The organism is Luteimonas huabeiensis HB2, from assembly GCF_000559025.1.
Classification (GTDB): Bacteria; Pseudomonadota; Gammaproteobacteria; order Xanthomonadales; family Xanthomonadaceae; genus Luteimonas; species Luteimonas huabeiensis.
The window spans coordinates 1-16,594 of sequence record NZ_JAAN01000034.1; the positions used below are offsets into that span (position 1 = coordinate 1).

Sequence of the window (16,594 nt, forward strand, 5' to 3'; positions counted from 1 at the left end):
AGTCCTTAAGATACAAGGGCTCTCTGGGCGCCTGCTGCCTGCCCCCATCCGCCTTCGGCACCTTCCCCCGCTTGCGGGTGTATAGACCGGATACATGGTGGACGGGTGTTCGGGGACATGGTGGACACATTCAAGCTTGGCATTTGGTCCGACAGGAGCGGGCGATGCCGTGGCAGGAGGTGTCGACGATGGCGTTACGAGAGGAGTTCACCCGGCTGGCGCAGCAGGAGGGCGCCAACGTCCGGCAGCTGTGCCGGCGGTTCGGGATCAGCCCCACGACGGGCTACAAGTGGCTGGAGCGGGCGCGCTCGGGCGAGCCGCTGTCGGATCGTTCCCGACGGCCGCAGACCACGCCCCGGCGCTGTGCGGCGCACGTCGAGGCCGAGGTCGTGAAGCTGCGTGCGCAGCATCCGGCCTGGGGCGCGCGGAAGCTGGCCCGCCGGCTGGAGGTGCTGGGCCATGCGATGCCGGCGGTCAGCACCGTGCATGCCGTGCTTCGGCGTCACGACCTGATCTCGCCGGCCGCCTCGCAGGCGGCCCGGCCCTGGCAGCGCTTCGAGCATGCCGCGCCCAACGATCTGTGGCAGATGGACTTCAAGGGCCATGTCCCGATGCTTCGGGGGCGGTGCCATCCCCTGACCGTGCTCGACGACCACTCCCGCTATGCCCTGGCCCTGCAGGCCTGCGGCGAGGAGACGCGCGAGACCGTCATCGGGCACCTGATCGCCGTGTTCCGGCGCTACGGGCTGCCGGCACGGATGACCATGGACAACGGCGCGCCCTGGGGCGCCGACGGCATGCACTACACCCGGCTCGACCTGTGGCTGATGCGGCAGGGCATCCGGGTCGGCCATTCGCGGCCGTTCCATCCGCAGACCCAGGGCAAGGACGAACGCTTCCATCGCACGCTCGACGTGGAGGTGTTGCAGCTCACGCCCCTGATCGATCTCGACCGCGCCCAGCGGACATTCGATGGCTGGCGGACTCTCTACAACCAGCAGCGCCCGCACGAGTCGCTGGGCATGGACGTGCCCAGCAACCGCTATCGCCCCAGTTCGCGCGACTACATCGAGCATCCGGCCCCGCCTGAATACGGCAATGGCGACGTCGTGCGGACCGTGCATGCGCATGGCCGCATCAGCTGGCGGAGAGAAGCCTGGCGGGTCGGCAAGGCGTTCGTGGGCGAGCGCGTCGCGATCCGTCCGACCGGGGTGGACGGGCAGTACGAGGTTTACTGGAGCACCTGCCGCATCGCCAGGATCGACCTCGCGACCGGACAGGTGAACGCGGGGCGAGCCCTCGCATGACCTGTCCACCATGTCTCCGAACAGGTGTCCACCTTGTGTCCGGTCTATACAGCGGGGGAAGGGAAAAACAGAGTGCTCCCCGCTTGCGGGGGAAGGGAAAACAGAGTGCTCCCCGCGTGCGGGGGAATGGAAAGACAGCATGGGTTCCGCAGGCTAGGGAAGGATCGCCCTTACGCGCTCAATCCGCCTCAGCGCGCGGCCTGGCGCAGGACCGCCAGCGGAAAGCGCAACCAGATCGCCAGCCAGACCGCCACGCGCTGCGCCGGGCTGCGCCGGGGCGCCTCGAAGCGCCGGAAATAGCGCCACAGGCCGCGATGCTTGTGCCATTCGACGAACAGCGGCCGCGAGCGGCTGGACACGCCGCGCACATGCACGACGCGCACGTCGTTGGCGACCGCGAGCAGCGCGCCGGCCTCGCGCGCGCGCCGGCACAGGTCGAGGTCCTCGGCATGCAGGCGGTAGCCGGTGTCGAAGCCGCCGATGCGCGCGAACAGCGCGCGCGGCATCAGCATCAGCGCGCCGGACACCGCGTCCACCGGCTGCAGCGCGACGCGCGTGTCCACCGGCAGATCGAGCCGGCGCGCGGCGGGCGAGCGCAGCATGGCGAGAAAGTCGGGGTCGCGGCGGCGCGCGGCGCCGTCGCGCTCGCCTGCCTCGTCCACCAGGTCGGCGCCCAGCAACGCCGGTGCCGGCTGCGCGGCGGCGTATTCGCGCAGCCGCGCCAGCGCGTCCGCGCCGGGCAGGCAATCGGGGTTGACGAAGGCCAGCCACGGCGCGTCGCTGGCGGCCGCGCCCTGGTTGCAGGCGACCGCGAAACCGGGGTTGTCCGGATTGCCGATGAAGCGCACGCGCGGATCGAGGCTGGCGTGGCGCTGCACCAGCGCCAGCGTGCCGTCGCGCGAGCCGTTGTCGACCACGCGGATCTGGGTCACGCCGGCCGCCGCGCGCAGCCGCTCCAGGCATTCGCCGATGGTGGACGCGCTCTGGTAGGTCACCACCACCGCGGCGATGCCGCCGGCGGCATCGGGGACGTTCGCGCTCATCGGGGCGCGTCCTCGCCGGGCGAAGCGTCGCCGGGCCCGGGCGCGACGGTGCCTGCCCGCGCCCCATCGCCTGCACCGCAGGCGGCCTCCTCCTGTGCCGCGGAACGGGAGCGGGACGAGGGTGGGCCGCCTTCGGCTGCCGGGGTCGCCTGGAACAGCTCGTGCTGCGCCGGCGGCCGCTCCAGCGCGTGGTAGCGCGCGCGCAGCGCCGCGCGCGGTTCGTGCAGCGGGTCGCGCATCAGGAAGCCGGCGATGCGCGCGTGCCAGTCCGGCCAGCGCGCGGCCAGCGCGGGCAGGTCGCCGTCGGCCGGGCCGCCCTCGCCGCCGCGGGCGACGAACGCGGTCTCGCACAGCACGTTGCGCCAGCCCAGGCCCGACAGCCGCAGCGACAGGTCGATCAGCGCCGCGTACCAGGAGGCGTAGCTCGACGCGTCCAGCCCGCCGGCGCGACGCCGTGCGCTGCCGCGCAGCAGCACCGCGTGCCCGACCGCGGCCGGCAGTTCCGGGTGCAGCGGCGGCAGGCCGCGGCAGGCGGCGCCGAGCCGCGCCAGGTCGTCGGGCACCGGCGAGATCTCGCCGATGCGCGGCCAGGCCGCGGACTCGCCGGCGTTGCACCAGGGCGTGGCGGTGGCGATCGAGGCGTCGCGCTCGAAGCAGGCCGCAAGCTCGGTCAGCCAACCCGGCGCCGGCACCGCGTCGGGCGCCAGCACCGCCACGTCGGCCTCGCCGCAGACCGCCAGTGCCTCGTCGAGGTGGGCGACCTCGCCGATGCCGCGCTGGCGGCGGCTGTAGTCGGCCTGCAGCGCGGTGCCGGCCAGCCAGCGCTCGACGATGGCCAGACCGCGCGGGCCGGCGCAGGCGTCGTCGGCCAGCCACACCCGGGTGCCCGGCGGCGTGCCCGCGTCGAGCGCGGCCAGGCAGGCGTCGAGGGCGTCGTCGTCGGCGCCCAGCGGCAGCAGGACGATGGGCGGCGATGGACTCATGCCGCGCGCGTCACTCCACCCCGTCGGTCCCGGCCCCGGCCGGCTCGCCGCGCCGCGCCGCGTCGGCCGCTTCGCGCTCGGCCTGGCGGCGCTGGCGCTCCGCCTGGCGGGCCTCCTGCTGCCGCAGCGGCTCCAGCGCCTGGAAGCGCCGGCTGTACTCGTCGGTCAGGCGGCGGGCTTCCAGCGGGTCGCGCACGATGGTCGGGGTCAGCAGGATGATGACCTCGGTGCGCTCGTTGCGGTTGCGCTGCTGGCCGAACAGGGCGCCGATGACGGGAATGCGGCTCAGGCCCGGGAGCCCGGTGGACCCCCGCTCGTTCTGGTCGCTGATCAGGCCGGCCAGCATCACCGTGTCGCCGGTCTGCACCGCCGCCTCGGTCTTGAGCCGGCGCGTGTCGATGCGGACGTTGCCGTTGGCGTCGCGCTCGCTCAGCGGAGAGCTGACCTCCTGCACGATGTCCAGGAACACCATGCCGTCCTTGGTCACCCGCGGCCGCACCTTGAGGATGATGCCGGTGTCGATGTACTGCACCTGGCTGATCGCGTTGTCGGTGCTGCCGAAGATCGGATTCACGCTGACCGAGGAAATCGGGATGCGGCTGCCGACGTTGAAGGTCGCCTCGGCGTTGTTGCGCACGAAGACCGAGGGCGTCTGCAGCAGGCGGATGTCGGTCACCTCGTCGAGCGCGGAGATGATCGCGGCCGCATCGTTCTTGAACAGCGTCCAGGACACGCCGCGCCGCTCGCCCGAGCCGATGATGTTGCCGCCGAAGGTGCTCCATTGCCGCGGCAGCAACGGGTTGTCGCGCAGGCTCAGGCTCGGCAGCCCGAACTCCTGCTGCCCGCCGTTCTCGATGAACCAGTTCACCCCGTAGCGCAGCTCGCCGTTCAAGGCGACCTCCGCCACCTGCGCTTCGATATGGACCTGCATCGGCATCACATCGAGCCGGTCGACGACTTCGCGGATCGACTTCCACGCCCCGGCGGTGGCGCGCACCAGCAAGGTGTTGGTCTCGTCCACGGCGGACACGCCGACCTGGGTGCCGTCGACTTCCAGAGTCACGCTGGCGGTGCCCTGCTGCTGCGGGTTGAGCGACATCTGCCCCTCGAAGCCGCCGCTGGTGCCGCCGAAGCCGCTGCCGCCGCCGCTCATGCCGTCGTTGCCGGTGAGCGAGGCGCCGTCGCGGCGCTCGTCGAGGTTCTGCCCGCCCAGGCCCATCGGGCTGGTGCCGGGCATCAGCGAGGCGCTGCCGCCCTCGCCGCCGCGGCGGCCGCCGGCGCCGAACACCTGCGCCAGCCGCTCGGCCAGCTCCGCCGCCTTGATGTACTTGAGCTCGTAGGAGAACAGCCGCGACTCGCCGCCTGCGCCGTCGATGCGCTCCAGCCAGCGCTGGATCTCGTCGAGGTAGCTCGGCTGCGCGGTGATGACCATCACCGCGTTGGCGCCTTCCAGCGGCAGGAAGCGGAACATGCCGGCGACCGGGGAGTTGCTCTCCTCGCCGAAGACCTTCTCCAGGTCCGCCACCACCTGGCTGGCGCGCCCGGATTCCAGCGGGAACACGCCCACCGACATGCCGGCCAGCCAGTCGACGTCGAAGATCTCGATGGTGCGCAGGTAGTTCTCCAGCTCGCCGCGGGTGCCGGCCACGGTGATCACGTTGCGCGCGTTGTCGACGTTGACGATCGCGTTGGGCCGGGCGTAGGGCTCGAGCACCTTCTCCATCTCGGTGGCGGAGATGTAGCGCAGCTGCACCGTGCGCGCCTCGAAGCCGCGCGCGGTGGCGGCGCCGCCGGTGCGCGGGGCGACCGCGCCGGTGGCGAGCGCGCCGTCGGCGGGCACGATGTTGTAGCGGCCGTCGCTGTAGATCATCCGCGCGTTGTTCCAGCCCAGCACCATCTCCAGCAGGCTCAGCGCCTGCGCCGGGCTGACCGGGCGCGGCGTGGCCAGGGTCACGGTGCCCTGCACTTCCGGGGCGATCACGTAGTTCTGCCCCAGCATGTCGCCCAGCACCGCCTTGACCACGGCGTGCACGGACTCGCCCTCGAAGTTGAAGGTCGCCTCGCCGGAGGTGCCGGCCAGGTTGGGCGGCGCCGAGGCGGCCACCGAGCGGTTGATGGTCTGCTGGGTGCCGCGGCGGATCTGCGCGCGCGGGCCGAGATCGTCCTCCTCCAGCGGCTCGCGCTCGACGGCGGCGGCCGCGCGCGGCACCGCGGCGCCGTCCCGGCGGATGTCGGGCATGGGCGCGGTCGCGCAGGCGGCCAGCAGGGTCGCCAGCAGCCCGATCGCCAGGGCGTGGAGGAAGGGAGCTCGGGAGGTTCGCGTCATTGCGGGCACTCTACGGGTTCTGCTGCTGGGCGGCCTGTTCCGCGCGCAGGCGCGCGCGGCGGGCCTCGATGCGGCGGCGGATCGCCTCGGCCTGGCTCTCGGGGCTGGGTTCGGCGCGCTGCGCGCCGTCGGCGGCCGCGGCGGCGTCCGCCGCGGCCTGCGCGGACGCCTGCGCCTGCGCGCCGCGCGCGGCATCCTGCGCCTGCGCCTGCGCGACGGCCTGCGGCGGGGGCGGCGCGCGCTGCGCGGCGCCACCGAACTCAGCGTCCAGCCGCCGAAGCCGCGCGGCGACTCGCCCACGCGCACGCGCAGCGGCTCGCCGCCGTCGCGCGGCTGCACGATCGCCATCTGCAGCGGGGGCGCGATCAGCACGCTGGTCAGCACCAGGTCGAAGGTCGGCGCGGCGACCTCCTCGCCGTTGCCGTCGATCAGGAACGGGCGGTGGCGCCGGTCCTCGGCGAACAGCGGGCGCTCGCCGATCTCGGCGTACTGGGTCGGCGGCCCCAGCCGCTCGGCGGCGGGTTCGGGCGCGTCGGGCAGGGCCTGGGCCAGGCTCGGGTCGTCGGGCAGCGGCGCCACCCGCCCGGCCAGCCCGAACAGCGCAAGCACCCAGACCAGCACCGCCCACAGCGCGGTCGCCGCCAGCAGGCCGGTGGTGGCGCCGACTCCCTCAAGGCGCATCGGCGGCCTCCGGCGGCTGCAGGTAGCCGTAGAGATCGAAGCTGACGTCGAGACCGACGCCCTGCTCCGGGCTCTCGGCGGCCATGAAATGGCGCTGCGAGAGGATGTTGAGGTTGTCCACGAACAGCCGCGGCACGCCGCTCTCCAGCGCGTGCAGCACCGCGGCCAGTTCCGGTGAGCCGCAGCGGATGCGCGCCTGCACCACCACCCGCGGGAAGCGTTCCTGCTGGCGCCCGCCGGCGATCGGCGAACGGTTGATGATCGCGCAGCTGCGGTTGCCGGGACTGGCCTCGGCCACCGTCGCCTCCAGCCGCTGCACCAGCGCGGCGGTGGCCAGTTCCGGGCTGCGCTCGGGCAGGAAGCCGGGGGTACGCGCGTAGCGCTCGGCGACCTCGGCCATGCGCTGCTGGATCTGCGGCTGCTGCTGCAGGGCCGCGCGCGCGCGCAGGTCGCGCTGCTGCAGCGCGTCGATGCGCGCCTGCGCCTCGCGCATCGGCACCGTCCACCACGGGTGCACCAGCAGCAGGTAGGCCAGCGCCAGCAGGCCCAGCAGGATGCCCAGCGCGATCCAGCGGTCGCGCGCGCTGGCCTCAGCCGTCCGCATCGGGGGCTCCTGGCGTCTGCGGCGGCGCGGCGCCGGCGGCCGGCGCCGGCGCGGCGACCGCCAGTTCCGCGGTCAGGGTGAAGCGGTCGCGGCGGTTGCGCGGATCGGGCTGCAGCGCGCCGGTCAGCGCCGGCGAACGCCACAGCGGCGAGCCCTCCAGTTGCCCGACCAGCGCCGAGGCCTCGTTGCTCAGCCCGATCAGCAGCAGGCGATCGTTCTCGACCGCGAGCTTCTCCAGATAGGTCGAATCGGGCAGCCGGCGGGTGATCTCGTCCAGGATCTCGACCATGGTCGGCCGGCCGGCGCGCTGGGTTTCCAGGTAACGCATGCCCTCGATCAGATCGACCAGCCGCTGCCGTTCCACCGAGGCCGCGCGCGCCTGCTCGATGCGCGGGCGCGACTCGCGCTCGAAGGCGTCGGCGGCGGCGCGGCGGTTGTCTAGGATCTGCCACAGGCCGGCGGCCAGCGCCAGCGCCGCGATCGCGGCCAGCAGCAGGTTCCAGCGGCCCCACGGATCGCTGCGCCGGCGGCGGCGCCCGGCCGGCAGCAGGTCGATGCCCAGCGCGCCGCCGCGGCCGTCGTCGAGGTCCACGCCGGCCAGGGTGTCGGCGACGCCGCCGAGCGCGGCCAGCGCCTCGTCCAGGGTGCGCCGCGGCACCACCACCAGTTCGGCATCGATCTGGCCGTCGTCGCGGCGCGCCAGCACGCGCGCGTCGAACACCACGTCGGCGGCGGCGAACGGCGTCTGCCGGTCGATCTCGAAGGCCACCACGTCGCGCAGGCGCTCGGCGGCCGCGCCGGGCAGCCGCAGCGGCCGCCGCAGGCCGGCGTTCGCGGGCAGCACCAGCCAGCGCGGCAGTTCGGCCAGCGCCGGGGTCAGCGCCCGCGCGAACGCGCCCGCGTCGGGGGCCTCCTCGTGCCAGGGCAGCACCGCCAGCGCGCGCAGCTGGTCCGGGCGCTCCAGCGCCAGCGCCAGCCCGGGGCCCTGCCGGCGCAGCAGCAGGCGCTGCGGCAGCAGGCCGAGGCGCTCGCGCATGCGCAGCGGCAGCCAGCTGGCCAGCGCGCCGGTCCACCAGCGCCAGGCGGACACCGCGCCGGGCCACAGCCGCGCGCGCGCCTCGCCCAGGCGCCGCCCCAACCCCGGAGCGGGCGCGATGTCGTCGGTGGCGGCCATCAGCTGCAGCGCATCATTGCGAAGATCCCCGGCGGCGGGCGCGCGCCGTCGCGCGCTCCGTGCCGCCGAAGTGTACGTCCAAGCGGTGTCGCGTCGACTGCGGCGCGGTTGCCGATCGCGCGCGCCGGGGCGTCAGGGTCCGGACGATGCATCGGATGCGGAGGCTCCTTCCTTCCAGCGCAGGATCGTGTACGCGGCCCCGGGCGAGATGCCGCCGCCCACGCGGACCACCGCCTGCAGCACGGCCTCGCGCCCGTCGGCCAGCCGCGCGCGGCTGTCGATACTATACGTGCCGGTGCCGCCGCCCAGCAGTTCCGGCGGCACCGGCAGCCCCGGCGCGGATCGCCGCGATTGCAGCGCCTGCTCCGGGTCCATGCCCAGCGCCTGCAGCACCGGCGCGCCGGCGAAGCGCGAATCGGGCATCGCCAGGCCCGAATGCACGGTCACGTGCGGCAGCAGCGCCGCGTACAGCTCGGGCGTCATGCCGAGGATCTGCTGCAGCTCGCCGATGCTCTCCAGCGGCGCGTCCTTGGCGCCGTAGGGCAGTCCCGCGGCGGCGTACTGCGGGTCTTCCGCCGCGTCCAGCGCCTGCCCGAGATCGTCCGGGTCGCGCCAGTCGAGGATGGCGCCGGCCAGCCGCTCGGCCTGCGACTGCTCGGCGCCGACCGCGCGCAGCAGCGCGGCCAGCAACGGCTGCTGTGCGGCATTGAGATCGACCTTGCCGGACTCGTCGACCAGGCGCAGGGCGATGTCGGCGCCGGCGAAGCGCCAGGCGTATTCGCGCCCGTCGGGCAGCCAGCGCCGTTCCGGCACCGGGTCGAGCATCCTCGCCACCGCGTACTCCAGCCCGGCGCGCGCGGCCTGCTCGCCGGCCACGCCCTGGTACAGCACCCGCCCCTGCAGGTGTTCGATGCGCGCCGACAGCGCGAACGCGCCGACCAGCGCGGTCAGCAGCGCGATCAGCCACAGCACCAGCAGCTGCGCGGCGCCGCGGGCGCGCGGATGGAGCGCGCCGCGCCTCATGGCGTCGCCGGTCCGGCGCTGGCGGTCATCCGCCCGCTGCCCTGCGGCAGCGCGACCAGCAGCGGCGGCCAGGCGCCGCGCGCGTCGGCGATCTCGATGCGCACCTGCAGCGGCAGCTCGTCGGCGCCGGCCCAGCGCTCCAGCCAGGCGGTGGGCGCGCCGGTGGCGTCGATGCCGCGGTAGCTGAACCGCACCGAGCGCAGCCCGCGCGCCAGCGGCTCGGGCGGGTGCGGCTGGCGCTCGTCGAACGCGGCGCCGCCGACCACGCTGGTGAAGGCGACCGCCAGCTGCAGGTCATCGCCGTCGCGCCGCACGCTCAGCTCGTGCAGCGACGGACCGCCGCGGCCGAGGTAGTCCGGCAGCTCGGCCACGAAGCGCATGCGGTCCGCCTCGCCGTCGAAGCGCAGCGCCAGGCCGGTCTGCGCGTCGTGCTCGAAGGCCATCGGCAGCGCGCCGGACAGGCGCCGGCGCAGGAAGGTCGAGGCCGCGCGCATGCGCTCGCTGTCGCGCGCCAGGGTCTCGCCACGCTCGACCGTGGCGGTGGACGCCTGCAGGGTGGCGAAGCCCAGCGCCAGGCCGGCCGCCAGCAGCGCGGTCGCCAGCAGCACCTCCAGCAGGGTGAAGCCGCGCTGGCGCGCGCGCGTGCCGCCCGCCGGGCGCCGAACCGCGGTCACGGCGACACCCCGCCGAGGTCGCCCGGCTGCACCAGCCGCAGCGATTCCAGTTGCAGCCGCTCGCGCGGCCCGCCCTCGCCCCACAGCACGGTCAGCCGCAGCGCCAGCAGCGTGGGCGCGAAGGGATCGACCGCGGCGGCCGGCGCCGATGCCGGGTCCGTCCACGGCGCGACCTCCAGCGACCAGCGGTAGCGCCCCTCGTCGAACACGCCCTCGCTGCGGCCGGGCTGCAGGGTCTCGCCCACGCCCACGTCGGCCAGCAGCGACTGCGCGTGCAGCGCCGCGCGCCCCGCGTCCGCCGCCCAGCGCACCTGGCCGATGCCGCCCGACAGCGTGCCCAGCAGCAGCGCCAGCGCCAGCGCCAGCACCGCGAAGGCGACCAGCACCTCGATCAGGGTGTAGCCGCGCTGCCGGCCCATCGCCCTCGTCACCGCCGCGCCTCGCCCCGGTGCACCTGCACCTCGCCGGTGAGCCAGGCCACGTCCACGTTCCAGCGCGCCGACGCCGCGACCAGGCTCACCCGCCCGCCGGTGGAGGCGCCGTCCTCGAAGAACACGATCGCGCCCTCGCCCGGGCGCGGCTGCACCTCGCGCGCGCCGGTGAATTCCACCCGCAGCCGTTCGGGCAGGCGGCCGCTGCGGTCGGGGCCGGCGCGCCAGGTGCGTTCGGCGGGATCGATGGCGAAAGTCTGGGGGCGGCCGGTGGCGATCGCCAGCGCGCGCGCGTGGCGCAGGTTGGCGGCGACCTCGCGGACCGCCGAGCGCAGCTGCATGCGCTCGATGCCGTTGCCGAACACGCCCACCGCCAGCAGGCTGGCCACGGCGATCAACGCGACGACCGCCAGGATCTCGATCAGCGAGAACCCCGCGGCCGGCGCCGCGCGGCGCGGCCCCGGCATCGCCTACTCCACGCGGATGTCGGCGTTGACGCTGTCCCCGCCGGGGGCGCGGTCGGCGCCCAGGCTGACGATGTCGAACGGGCGGCCATCGCCCGGCACGCGGTACTCGAACGGCGTGCCCCAGGGATCGTTGAGCTCCGCCGCCTTGGCGTAGGGCCCCAGCCAGCCAGGCGCGTCGCCCGGCTGGGTCACCAGATCGCCGAGCGCGTTCGGCAGCCGGCCGGTGTCCATGCGGTAGTTCTCGACCTTCTCGGCCAGCGTCTGCACCTGCGCGCGCGCCAGGTTGACGCGGGCGCGGTCGCCGCCGCCGAGGATGCGGGTCGCGGCGAAGGCCACGATGCCGCCGATGAGCACCACCACCAGGATGATCTCGATCAGGCTGAAGCCGCCCTGGCGGGCACGCCGCGTACCGGACGGGGCAAGACGCGCGCGCGCGCGGGGCGTCGCGGCGATGGGGAGGCGTGGGAGATCGGGTCGGGAATCCATGGGCTCAGCCTATGACGTTGGTGAGATCGTAGATGGGGATCAGCACGGCGAGGATGACGACCATCACGATCGTCGCCAGCGCCATCGTGATCGTCGGCACCAGCGCGGCGAGCATGCGGTCCAGCGCCTGCGCGGTTTCCTGCTCGAAGGTGTCGGCGGTCTTGAGCAGCATGGCGTCGAGCGCGCCGGATTCCTCGCCGACCTGGATCATCTGCAGCGCCAGCCGCGGGAAGCGCTTGCCGCGCGCGAGCGCGATGGACAGGCCGGCACCGCCCTTCACCTCCTCGGCGGCGGCATCGACGTCGGCGGCCAGGGCGCGGTTGCCGAGCACGTTGCGGGCGATGCCGAGCGCGGCGAGCAGCGGCACGCCGTTGCCGAGCAGGGTGCCGAGGGTGCGCGCGAGACGCGCGGTCTCCAGCTTGGCGGCCAGCGGCCCGGCGATGCGCACGCCGAGCAGGCGCTCGTCGAAGCGCAGCCTGAACGCGGGATCGCGCATGCGGCGGTCGAACCACCACAGCGCCAGCGCCGGCAGCGCCACCAGCAGCAGCCACCAGTCGCGCACCAGGGTGCCGGCGCCGATCACCAGCTGGGTGAAGAACGGCAGCTCGGCGTCCAGGCTCTCGTACATCGCCGCGAACTGCGGCACCACGTAGCCCAGCAGGAACAGCAGCGAGAGCCCGACCATCAGCAGCAGGATGATCGGGTAGATCAGCGCGTTGATCACCCGCCCGCGCAGCGCGCGGCTGCGCTCGAGGTAGTCGGCCAGCCGCTGCAGGGTCTCGTGCAGGCTGCCGCCGGCCTCGCCGGCGCTGACCATGCTCACCGTCAGCCGCGAGAAGGTGCCGTGCTGCCGTTCCAGCGCCTGCGACAGCGGGCTGCCGCCGCGCACCGCATCGCGCACGTCCACCAGGGTGCTGCGCGCCGCGGCGTCGTCGGGCAGGTCGAGCAGGATGGTCAGCGCGCGGTCCAGCGGCTGCCCGGCCGCCAGCAGGGTCGCCAGTTGCTGGACGAACTGCACTAGCCGCTGGCCGCCGAAGGGCTTGGGCCGGAACAGCGTGCGCCACGTCGGCGCGCCGCCGCCCTCGCTGGCCGGCCGCGCCTCCACCGGCAGGTGTCCCTGCTCCTGCAGGCGCTGCGCGACCTCGTGCTCGCTGCCGGCCTCCATCTGCCCGTCGAGCACCTCGCCGCGGGCGTTGAGCGCCTTGTAGCGGTAGAGGGTCATGCCTCCTCCGTCACCCGCAGCACTTCCTCGATCGTGGTCTCGCCGCGCAGCGCCTTGACGATGCCGTCCTCGTACATGGTGCGCATGCCGGCCTCGCGCGCGAGCTGCTCCAGCTCGCCCATGCCGGCGTGGCGCATGACCGCGCGCCGCAGCGCGTCGTTCATGACCAGGAACTCCACGATCGTGGTCCGGCCCAGGTAGCCGGTGGGCGCCAGCTCGGAAGCGCGCGGCCGGTACAGGTGGACCGGCCCTTCGGGCACGAAGCGGCGCAGGCCGAACTTCTCGATCTCCTCCGGCGAGGCTTCGTAGCGCTGCGCGTGCGACGGCTCCAGCCGCCGCACCAGGCGCTGGGCGAGGATGCCGTTGACGGTGGAGGTCAGCAGGTAGTCCTCCACCCCCATGTCCAGCAGGCGGGTGATGCCGCCGGCGGCGTTGTTGGTGTGCAGGGTGGACAGCACCAGGTGACCGGTCAGCGCGGACTGGATCGCGATGCGCGCGGTCTCCAGGTCGCGCATCTCGCCGATCATGATGATGTCCGGGTCCTGGCGCACGATCGAGCGCAGCGCATTGGCGAAGTCCAGGCCGATCGCGGGCTTGGCCTGGATCTGGTTGATGCCCTCGATCTGGTACTCGACCGGATCCTCGACGGTGATGATCTTGACGTCGGGCGTGTTGAGCTGGCTCAGGGCGGTGTACAGCGTGGTGGTCTTGCCCGAGCCGGTCGGGCCGGTCACCAGCAGGATGCCGTGCGGCTGCTCGAGCACCTTGCGGAACTGCGGCAGGAACTCGTCGGTGAAGCCCAGCCGGTAGAAGTCGAACACCACCGTCTCGCGGTCGAGCAGGCGCATCACCACCGATTCGCCGTGCGCGGTGGGCACGGTGGAAACGCGCAGGTCCAGTTCCTTGCCCTGCACCCGCAGCATGATCCGCCCGTCCTGCGGCAGGCGCCGCTCGGCGATGTTGAGCTTGGCCATGATCTTGATGCGGCTGATCACCGCCGCGGTCAGGTTGGCCGGCGGGCTCTCGCCCTCGATCAGCACGCCGTCCACGCGGTAGCGCACCTTGAGCCGGTTCTCGAACGGCTCGATGTGGATGTCGGAGGCGCGCAGCTCCACCGCGCGCTGGATCACCAGGTTCACCAGCCGGATCACCGGCGCCTCGGAGGCCAGGTCGCGCAGGTGCTCGACGTCGTCGAGGTCGCCGCCGGCGTCGCCGTCGGCGGTCTCCACGATCGCGCCCATCGCGCTGCGGCCCTGGCCGTACCAGCGCTCGACCAGGTCGTCGATCTCCGAGCGCAGCCCGACCACCGGCTCCGGCTCGCAGCCGGTGGCCAGCGCCACCGCCTCGCGGGCGTAGCCGTCCCAGGGATCGGCCATCAGCACCTGCAGCCGGCCGCCGCGCTCGCCGACCGGGCACAGGTGGAACTGCTTCAGGAAGCGCGGCGCCAGCGGCTGCGCGCCCTCCACCAGTTCCGGCGGCGCATCGGGCAGGTCGCGCGCGGACACCAGCCGCAGCCCCAGCACCTCGGCGCAGGTCTCGGCGTGGTCGCGCTCGGACACCAGGCCCAGGCGGCCCAGCAGCGCCAGCAGGCTGCCGCCGGCCTCGGCGTGCAGGCGCCGCGCACGGCCGAGGTCGGCCTCCTTCAGCCGCCCGCGCTCGAGCAGCGCGGCGACGATCCGCGCCTCGTCGTCCGGGGCCTCGGCCGCGCCGGAATCCTGCAGTACCGCGCTCACGCCACTGTCCGTCCCTAGGTCGTCCGCTGGCGACTTTAGCAGCTTCATCCGACCGCCCCGAGACCTTCGGCGTTGATCTGGCGCAATGCGCCCGCGCCCGGCCGCGCGCACGCTGCGCGCCATGACCGCTCCCCTCGTCGACCTCGAACTGCTGCGCCGCCACGACCGGCCCGGCCCGCGCTACACCTCCTACCCGACCGCGCCGCATTTCCACGACGGCTTCGGCGCCGCCGACCTGCGCCAGGCCGCGGCGCGCAGCCAGGCCGCGGACCCGGCGCGGCCGCTGTCGCTGTACGTGCACGTGCCCTTCTGCACCAGCCCGTGCTTCTATTGCGGCTGCAACCGCGTCATCACCCGCGACCGCGCCCGCGGCCAGGCCTACGCGGACCGCCTGAACGCGGAGATCGCGCTGGCCGCGGGCCTGTTCGACCGCGCGCGCGAGACGATCCAGGTCCACTTCGGCGGCGGCTCGCCGAACTTCCTCGACCCCGGCCAGCTCGGCGCCCTGCTGGAGCGGCTGGGCGCGCACTTCGGGCTCAGCGCGCGCGCCGACCGCGACTTCTCGATCGAGGTCGACCCGCGGCTGGTGCAGCCGGCCGACGTCGCCGCGCTGGCGGCGATCGGCTTCAACCGCATCAGCCTGGGCGTGCAGGACCTCGACCCGGCGGTGCAGCGGGCGGTGAACCGGCTGCAGGACACGGCGCAGATCCTGGGCACCATCGACGCCGCGCGCCGCCACGGCATGCGCTCGGTGAACGTGGACCTGATCTACGGCCTGCCCCGGCAGACCCTGGCCGGCTTCCGGCGCACCCTGGACACCCTACTGGTCGCGCGGCCGGAGCGGATCGCGGTCTACAGCTACGCGCACCTGCCGGCGATGTTCCGCGCCCAGCGCCGGATCGACGAGGCCGAGCTGCCGTCGCCGGCGGCCAAGCTGGGCCTGCTGCAATGCGCGATCGACACCCTGTGCGCGGCCGGCTACGTCTACATCGGCATGGACCACTTCGCCCTGCCCGGCGACGAACTGGCCTTGGCGCAGGCGCGCGGCGCGCTGCACCGCAACTTCATGGGCTACACCACCCACGCCGGCAGCGACCTGCTGGGCCTGGGGGTGAGCGCGATCAGCCACGTCGGCGACAGCTTCAGCCAGAACCCGCGCGACCTGCCCGCCTGGGAGGCCCGCGTGGACGCCGGCCGGCTGCCCACCTGGCGCGGCCTGCGCCTGGACGACGACGACATCCTGCGCGCGGCGGTCATCCAGCAGTGGATGTGCCACGGCCGCATCGACCCGCGCGCGGTCGAGGCCGAGCACGGGATCGTCTTCGCCGACTACTTCGCGCAGGCGCTGGAGCGGATGCGCCCGCTGGCCGACGACGGCCTGGTCGTCGTCGGCGAGGATCGCATCGAGGCCACGCCGCGCGGGCGGCTGCTGCTGCGCACGGTGGCGATGTGCTTCGATCGCTACCTGCCCGCCGCCGCGCCCGCGGCGACCGGGGCCGCGGCGGCGTCCCCGGTGCAGCGCGCGGCATGACCATCGTCACGGCATGACTTCCGGGCCGTGGCCCGGCGCCGCGCGGGCGCGATGCTGGCCGTGTCCTCCGCAGGAACCGCGCCCATGCCTCGCCTCGCCGCCCCGCTGCTCGCCGGCCTGCTGATCGCCGCCCCCGTCCTCGCGCCGTCCGCCGCCGCCAGCGATGCGCCGACGCAGGACTGCAACATCGAGACCCCCTACGCGCTGCGCGTGGACGCGGCCGGGATCCGGCTCGACGGCGACGACGCGCGCCCGCGGCGCGTGGAGATCCGCGACGGCGCGCTGTGGCTGGACGGCGCGCGCCGCGAGGTCGGCGCCGAGGACGCCGCGCGCCTGCGCGCGATGGAGGCGCAGGCGCGCGGCCTGCTGCCGGAGGTGGAAGCGATCGCGCGCGAGAGCGTGCACATCGCCTTCGATGCCCTCGAGCACACCGCCCGCGCGCTGTCGGGCGAGCGCCAGGCGCGCGGGTTCCGCGCATTGCGCGAGCGCGCGCTGGTCCGTATCGACGAGAGCCTGGGCCGCGGCACCTGGGACCCGGACGCCTTCGGCGAATCGTTCGAGGCGGAGATCGAGGCCGCGGCGGAATCGATGGCCGCCGGCATCACCCCGGCGCGCGCGCTGTGGATGGCCTTCACCGGCGGCGCCGGCCGGCTGGAGCGGCGGATGGAGAAGATGGAGGCGCAGCTCGAGCGCGACATCGCCGCGCGCGAAGGCACGCTGGAGACGCACGCCCGCGCCCTGTGCGGCCGCCTGCGCACCCTGGACGCGCTGCAGCGCTCGCTGGACCTGCGCCTGGACGACGGCGCCCCGCTGCGCCTGTTCGAGATCGACCCGCCGCGGATCGCCGACGCAGGCACCGCGGCGCGCTGACGGCGACGTCGCCCGAAAGCAGCCCTTGTATCTTAAGGA

At 74.2% G+C, this 16,594-nt stretch carries 13 protein-coding genes and 2 pseudogenes; 3 read left to right on the forward strand and 12 right to left on the reverse strand.

Annotated elements, in window-relative coordinates; genetic code table 11:
* Positions 1-164: 164 nt before the first annotated feature.
* Positions 165-1,307: an IS481 family transposase gene (locus tag Z164_RS0114305; protein ID WP_024891370.1), complete on the forward strand. Its 1,143-nt coding sequence runs from the start codon at positions 165-167 to the stop codon at positions 1,305-1,307.
* A gap of 188 nt (positions 1,308-1,495) precedes the next feature.
* Here the strand turns inward: Z164_RS0114305 and Z164_RS0114310 are convergent, their stop codons facing one another.
* From Z164_RS0114310 to gspE, 12 genes and pseudogenes are all read right to left on the reverse strand, one after another.
* Complete coding sequence (locus Z164_RS0114310; RefSeq protein ID WP_024891371.1) at positions 1,496-2,350, reverse strand: glycosyltransferase family 2 protein; 855 nt, start codon at positions 2,348-2,350, stop codon at positions 1,496-1,498.
* A 146-nt stretch (positions 2,351-2,496) separates the two neighbouring features.
* Positions 2,497-3,333 (reverse strand): annotated as a pseudogene (locus tag Z164_RS20665) (glycosyltransferase family 2 protein); the annotation flags it as partial.
* 103 nt (positions 3,334-3,436) lie between these two features.
* Positions 3,437-5,659: pseudogene (gene gspD / locus Z164_RS0114320) on the reverse strand (type II secretion system secretin GspD); the annotation flags it as partial.
* 670 nt (positions 5,660-6,329) lie between these two features.
* Positions 6,330-6,944, reverse strand: coding sequence for a type II secretion system protein GspM (gene gspM / locus Z164_RS20670; protein WP_043690238.1), 615 nt, complete (start codon positions 6,942-6,944; stop codon positions 6,330-6,332).
* On the reverse strand, positions 6,931-8,118 hold the full coding sequence (locus Z164_RS0114330; protein ID WP_024891374.1) for a PilN domain-containing protein: 1,188 nt from the start codon (positions 8,116-8,118) through the stop codon (positions 6,931-6,933). The genes gspM and Z164_RS0114330 overlap by 14 nt, the downstream gene beginning before the upstream one ends.
* 132 nt (positions 8,119-8,250) lie before the next feature.
* Positions 8,251-9,141 (reverse strand): type II secretion system minor pseudopilin, encoded by an 891-nt coding sequence (locus tag Z164_RS0114335; protein WP_024891375.1) that lies wholly within the window; start codon positions 9,139-9,141, stop codon positions 8,251-8,253.
* A complete protein-coding gene (locus Z164_RS0114340; protein WP_024891376.1) occupies positions 9,138-9,815 on the reverse strand; it encodes a prepilin-type N-terminal cleavage/methylation domain-containing protein in 678 nt (225 codons plus the stop codon). Before Z164_RS0114340 ends, Z164_RS0114335 begins: the two co-directional genes overlap by 4 nt.
* Positions 9,812-10,234: a type II secretion system protein XpsI gene (gene xpsI, locus Z164_RS0114345; protein WP_024891377.1), complete on the reverse strand. Its 423-nt coding sequence runs from the start codon at positions 10,232-10,234 to the stop codon at positions 9,812-9,814. Before xpsI ends, Z164_RS0114340 begins: the two co-directional genes overlap by 4 nt.
* Positions 10,235-10,242: 8 nt before the next feature.
* Positions 10,243-10,713 (reverse strand): type II secretion system protein XpsH, encoded by a 471-nt coding sequence (gene xpsH, locus Z164_RS0114350; protein ID WP_043690240.1) that lies wholly within the window; start codon positions 10,711-10,713, stop codon positions 10,243-10,245.
* Between the two features lie 3 nt (positions 10,714-10,716).
* Positions 10,717-11,199 (reverse strand): type II secretion system major pseudopilin GspG, encoded by a 483-nt coding sequence (gene gspG, locus Z164_RS0114355; RefSeq protein ID WP_024891379.1) that lies wholly within the window; start codon positions 11,197-11,199, stop codon positions 10,717-10,719.
* Between the two features lie 4 nt (positions 11,200-11,203).
* Positions 11,204-12,421 (reverse strand): type II secretion system protein XpsF, encoded by a 1,218-nt coding sequence (xpsF, locus tag Z164_RS0114360; protein WP_024891380.1) that lies wholly within the window; start codon positions 12,419-12,421, stop codon positions 11,204-11,206.
* Positions 12,418-14,202, reverse strand: coding sequence for a type II secretion system ATPase GspE (gene gspE / locus Z164_RS0114365; RefSeq protein ID WP_081770193.1), 1,785 nt, complete (start codon positions 14,200-14,202; stop codon positions 12,418-12,420). Before gspE ends, xpsF begins: the two co-directional genes overlap by 4 nt.
* 73 nt (positions 14,203-14,275) lie before the next feature.
* Between gspE and hemN the strand changes: the two genes are divergently transcribed.
* The gene (hemN, locus tag Z164_RS0114370; RefSeq protein WP_052338462.1) at positions 14,276-15,685 is read left to right on the forward strand and encodes an oxygen-independent coproporphyrinogen III oxidase; all 1,410 of its coding nucleotides are present in this window, start codon (positions 14,276-14,278) and stop codon (positions 15,683-15,685) included.
* Positions 15,686-15,769: 84 nt separating this feature from the next.
* The gene (locus Z164_RS0114375; RefSeq protein ID WP_024891383.1) at positions 15,770-16,555 is read left to right on the forward strand and encodes a DUF2884 family protein; all 786 of its coding nucleotides are present in this window, start codon (positions 15,770-15,772) and stop codon (positions 16,553-16,555) included.
* Positions 16,556-16,594 lie beyond the last annotated feature (39 nt).

Coding starts and splice junctions, on each gene's coding strand:
- Z164_RS0114305 (WP_024891370.1), top strand. CDS start 165: ATGCCGTGGCAGGAGGTGTCGACGATGGCGTTACGAGAGGAGTTCACC.
- Z164_RS0114310 (WP_024891371.1), bottom strand. CDS start 2,350: ATGAGCGCGAACGTCCCCGATGCCGCCGGCGGCATCGCCGCGGTGGTG.
- gspM (WP_043690238.1), bottom strand. CDS start 6,944: ATGCGGACGGCTGAGGCCAGCGCGCGCGACCGCTGGATCGCGCTGGGC.
- Z164_RS0114330 (WP_024891374.1), bottom strand. CDS start 8,118: ATGGCCGCCACCGACGACATCGCGCCCGCTCCGGGGTTGGGGCGGCGC.
- Z164_RS0114335 (WP_024891375.1), bottom strand. CDS start 9,141: ATGAGGCGCGGCGCGCTCCATCCGCGCGCCCGCGGCGCCGCGCAGCTG.
- xpsI (WP_024891377.1), bottom strand. CDS start 10,234: ATGGGCCGGCAGCGCGGCTACACCCTGATCGAGGTGCTGGTCGCCTTC.
- xpsH (WP_043690240.1), bottom strand. CDS start 10,713: ATGCCGGGGCCGCGCCGCGCGGCGCCGGCCGCGGGGTTCTCGCTGATC.
- gspG (WP_024891379.1), bottom strand. CDS start 11,199: ATGGATTCCCGACCCGATCTCCCACGCCTCCCCATCGCCGCGACGCCC.
- xpsF (WP_024891380.1), bottom strand. CDS start 12,421: ATGACCCTCTACCGCTACAAGGCGCTCAACGCCCGCGGCGAGGTGCTC.
- gspE (WP_081770193.1), bottom strand. CDS start 14,202: ATGAAGCTGCTAAAGTCGCCAGCGGACGACCTAGGGACGGACAGTGGC.
- hemN (WP_052338462.1), top strand. CDS start 14,276: ATGACCGCTCCCCTCGTCGACCTCGAACTGCTGCGCCGCCACGACCGG.
- Z164_RS0114375 (WP_024891383.1), top strand. CDS start 15,770: ATGCCTCGCCTCGCCGCCCCGCTGCTCGCCGGCCTGCTGATCGCCGCC.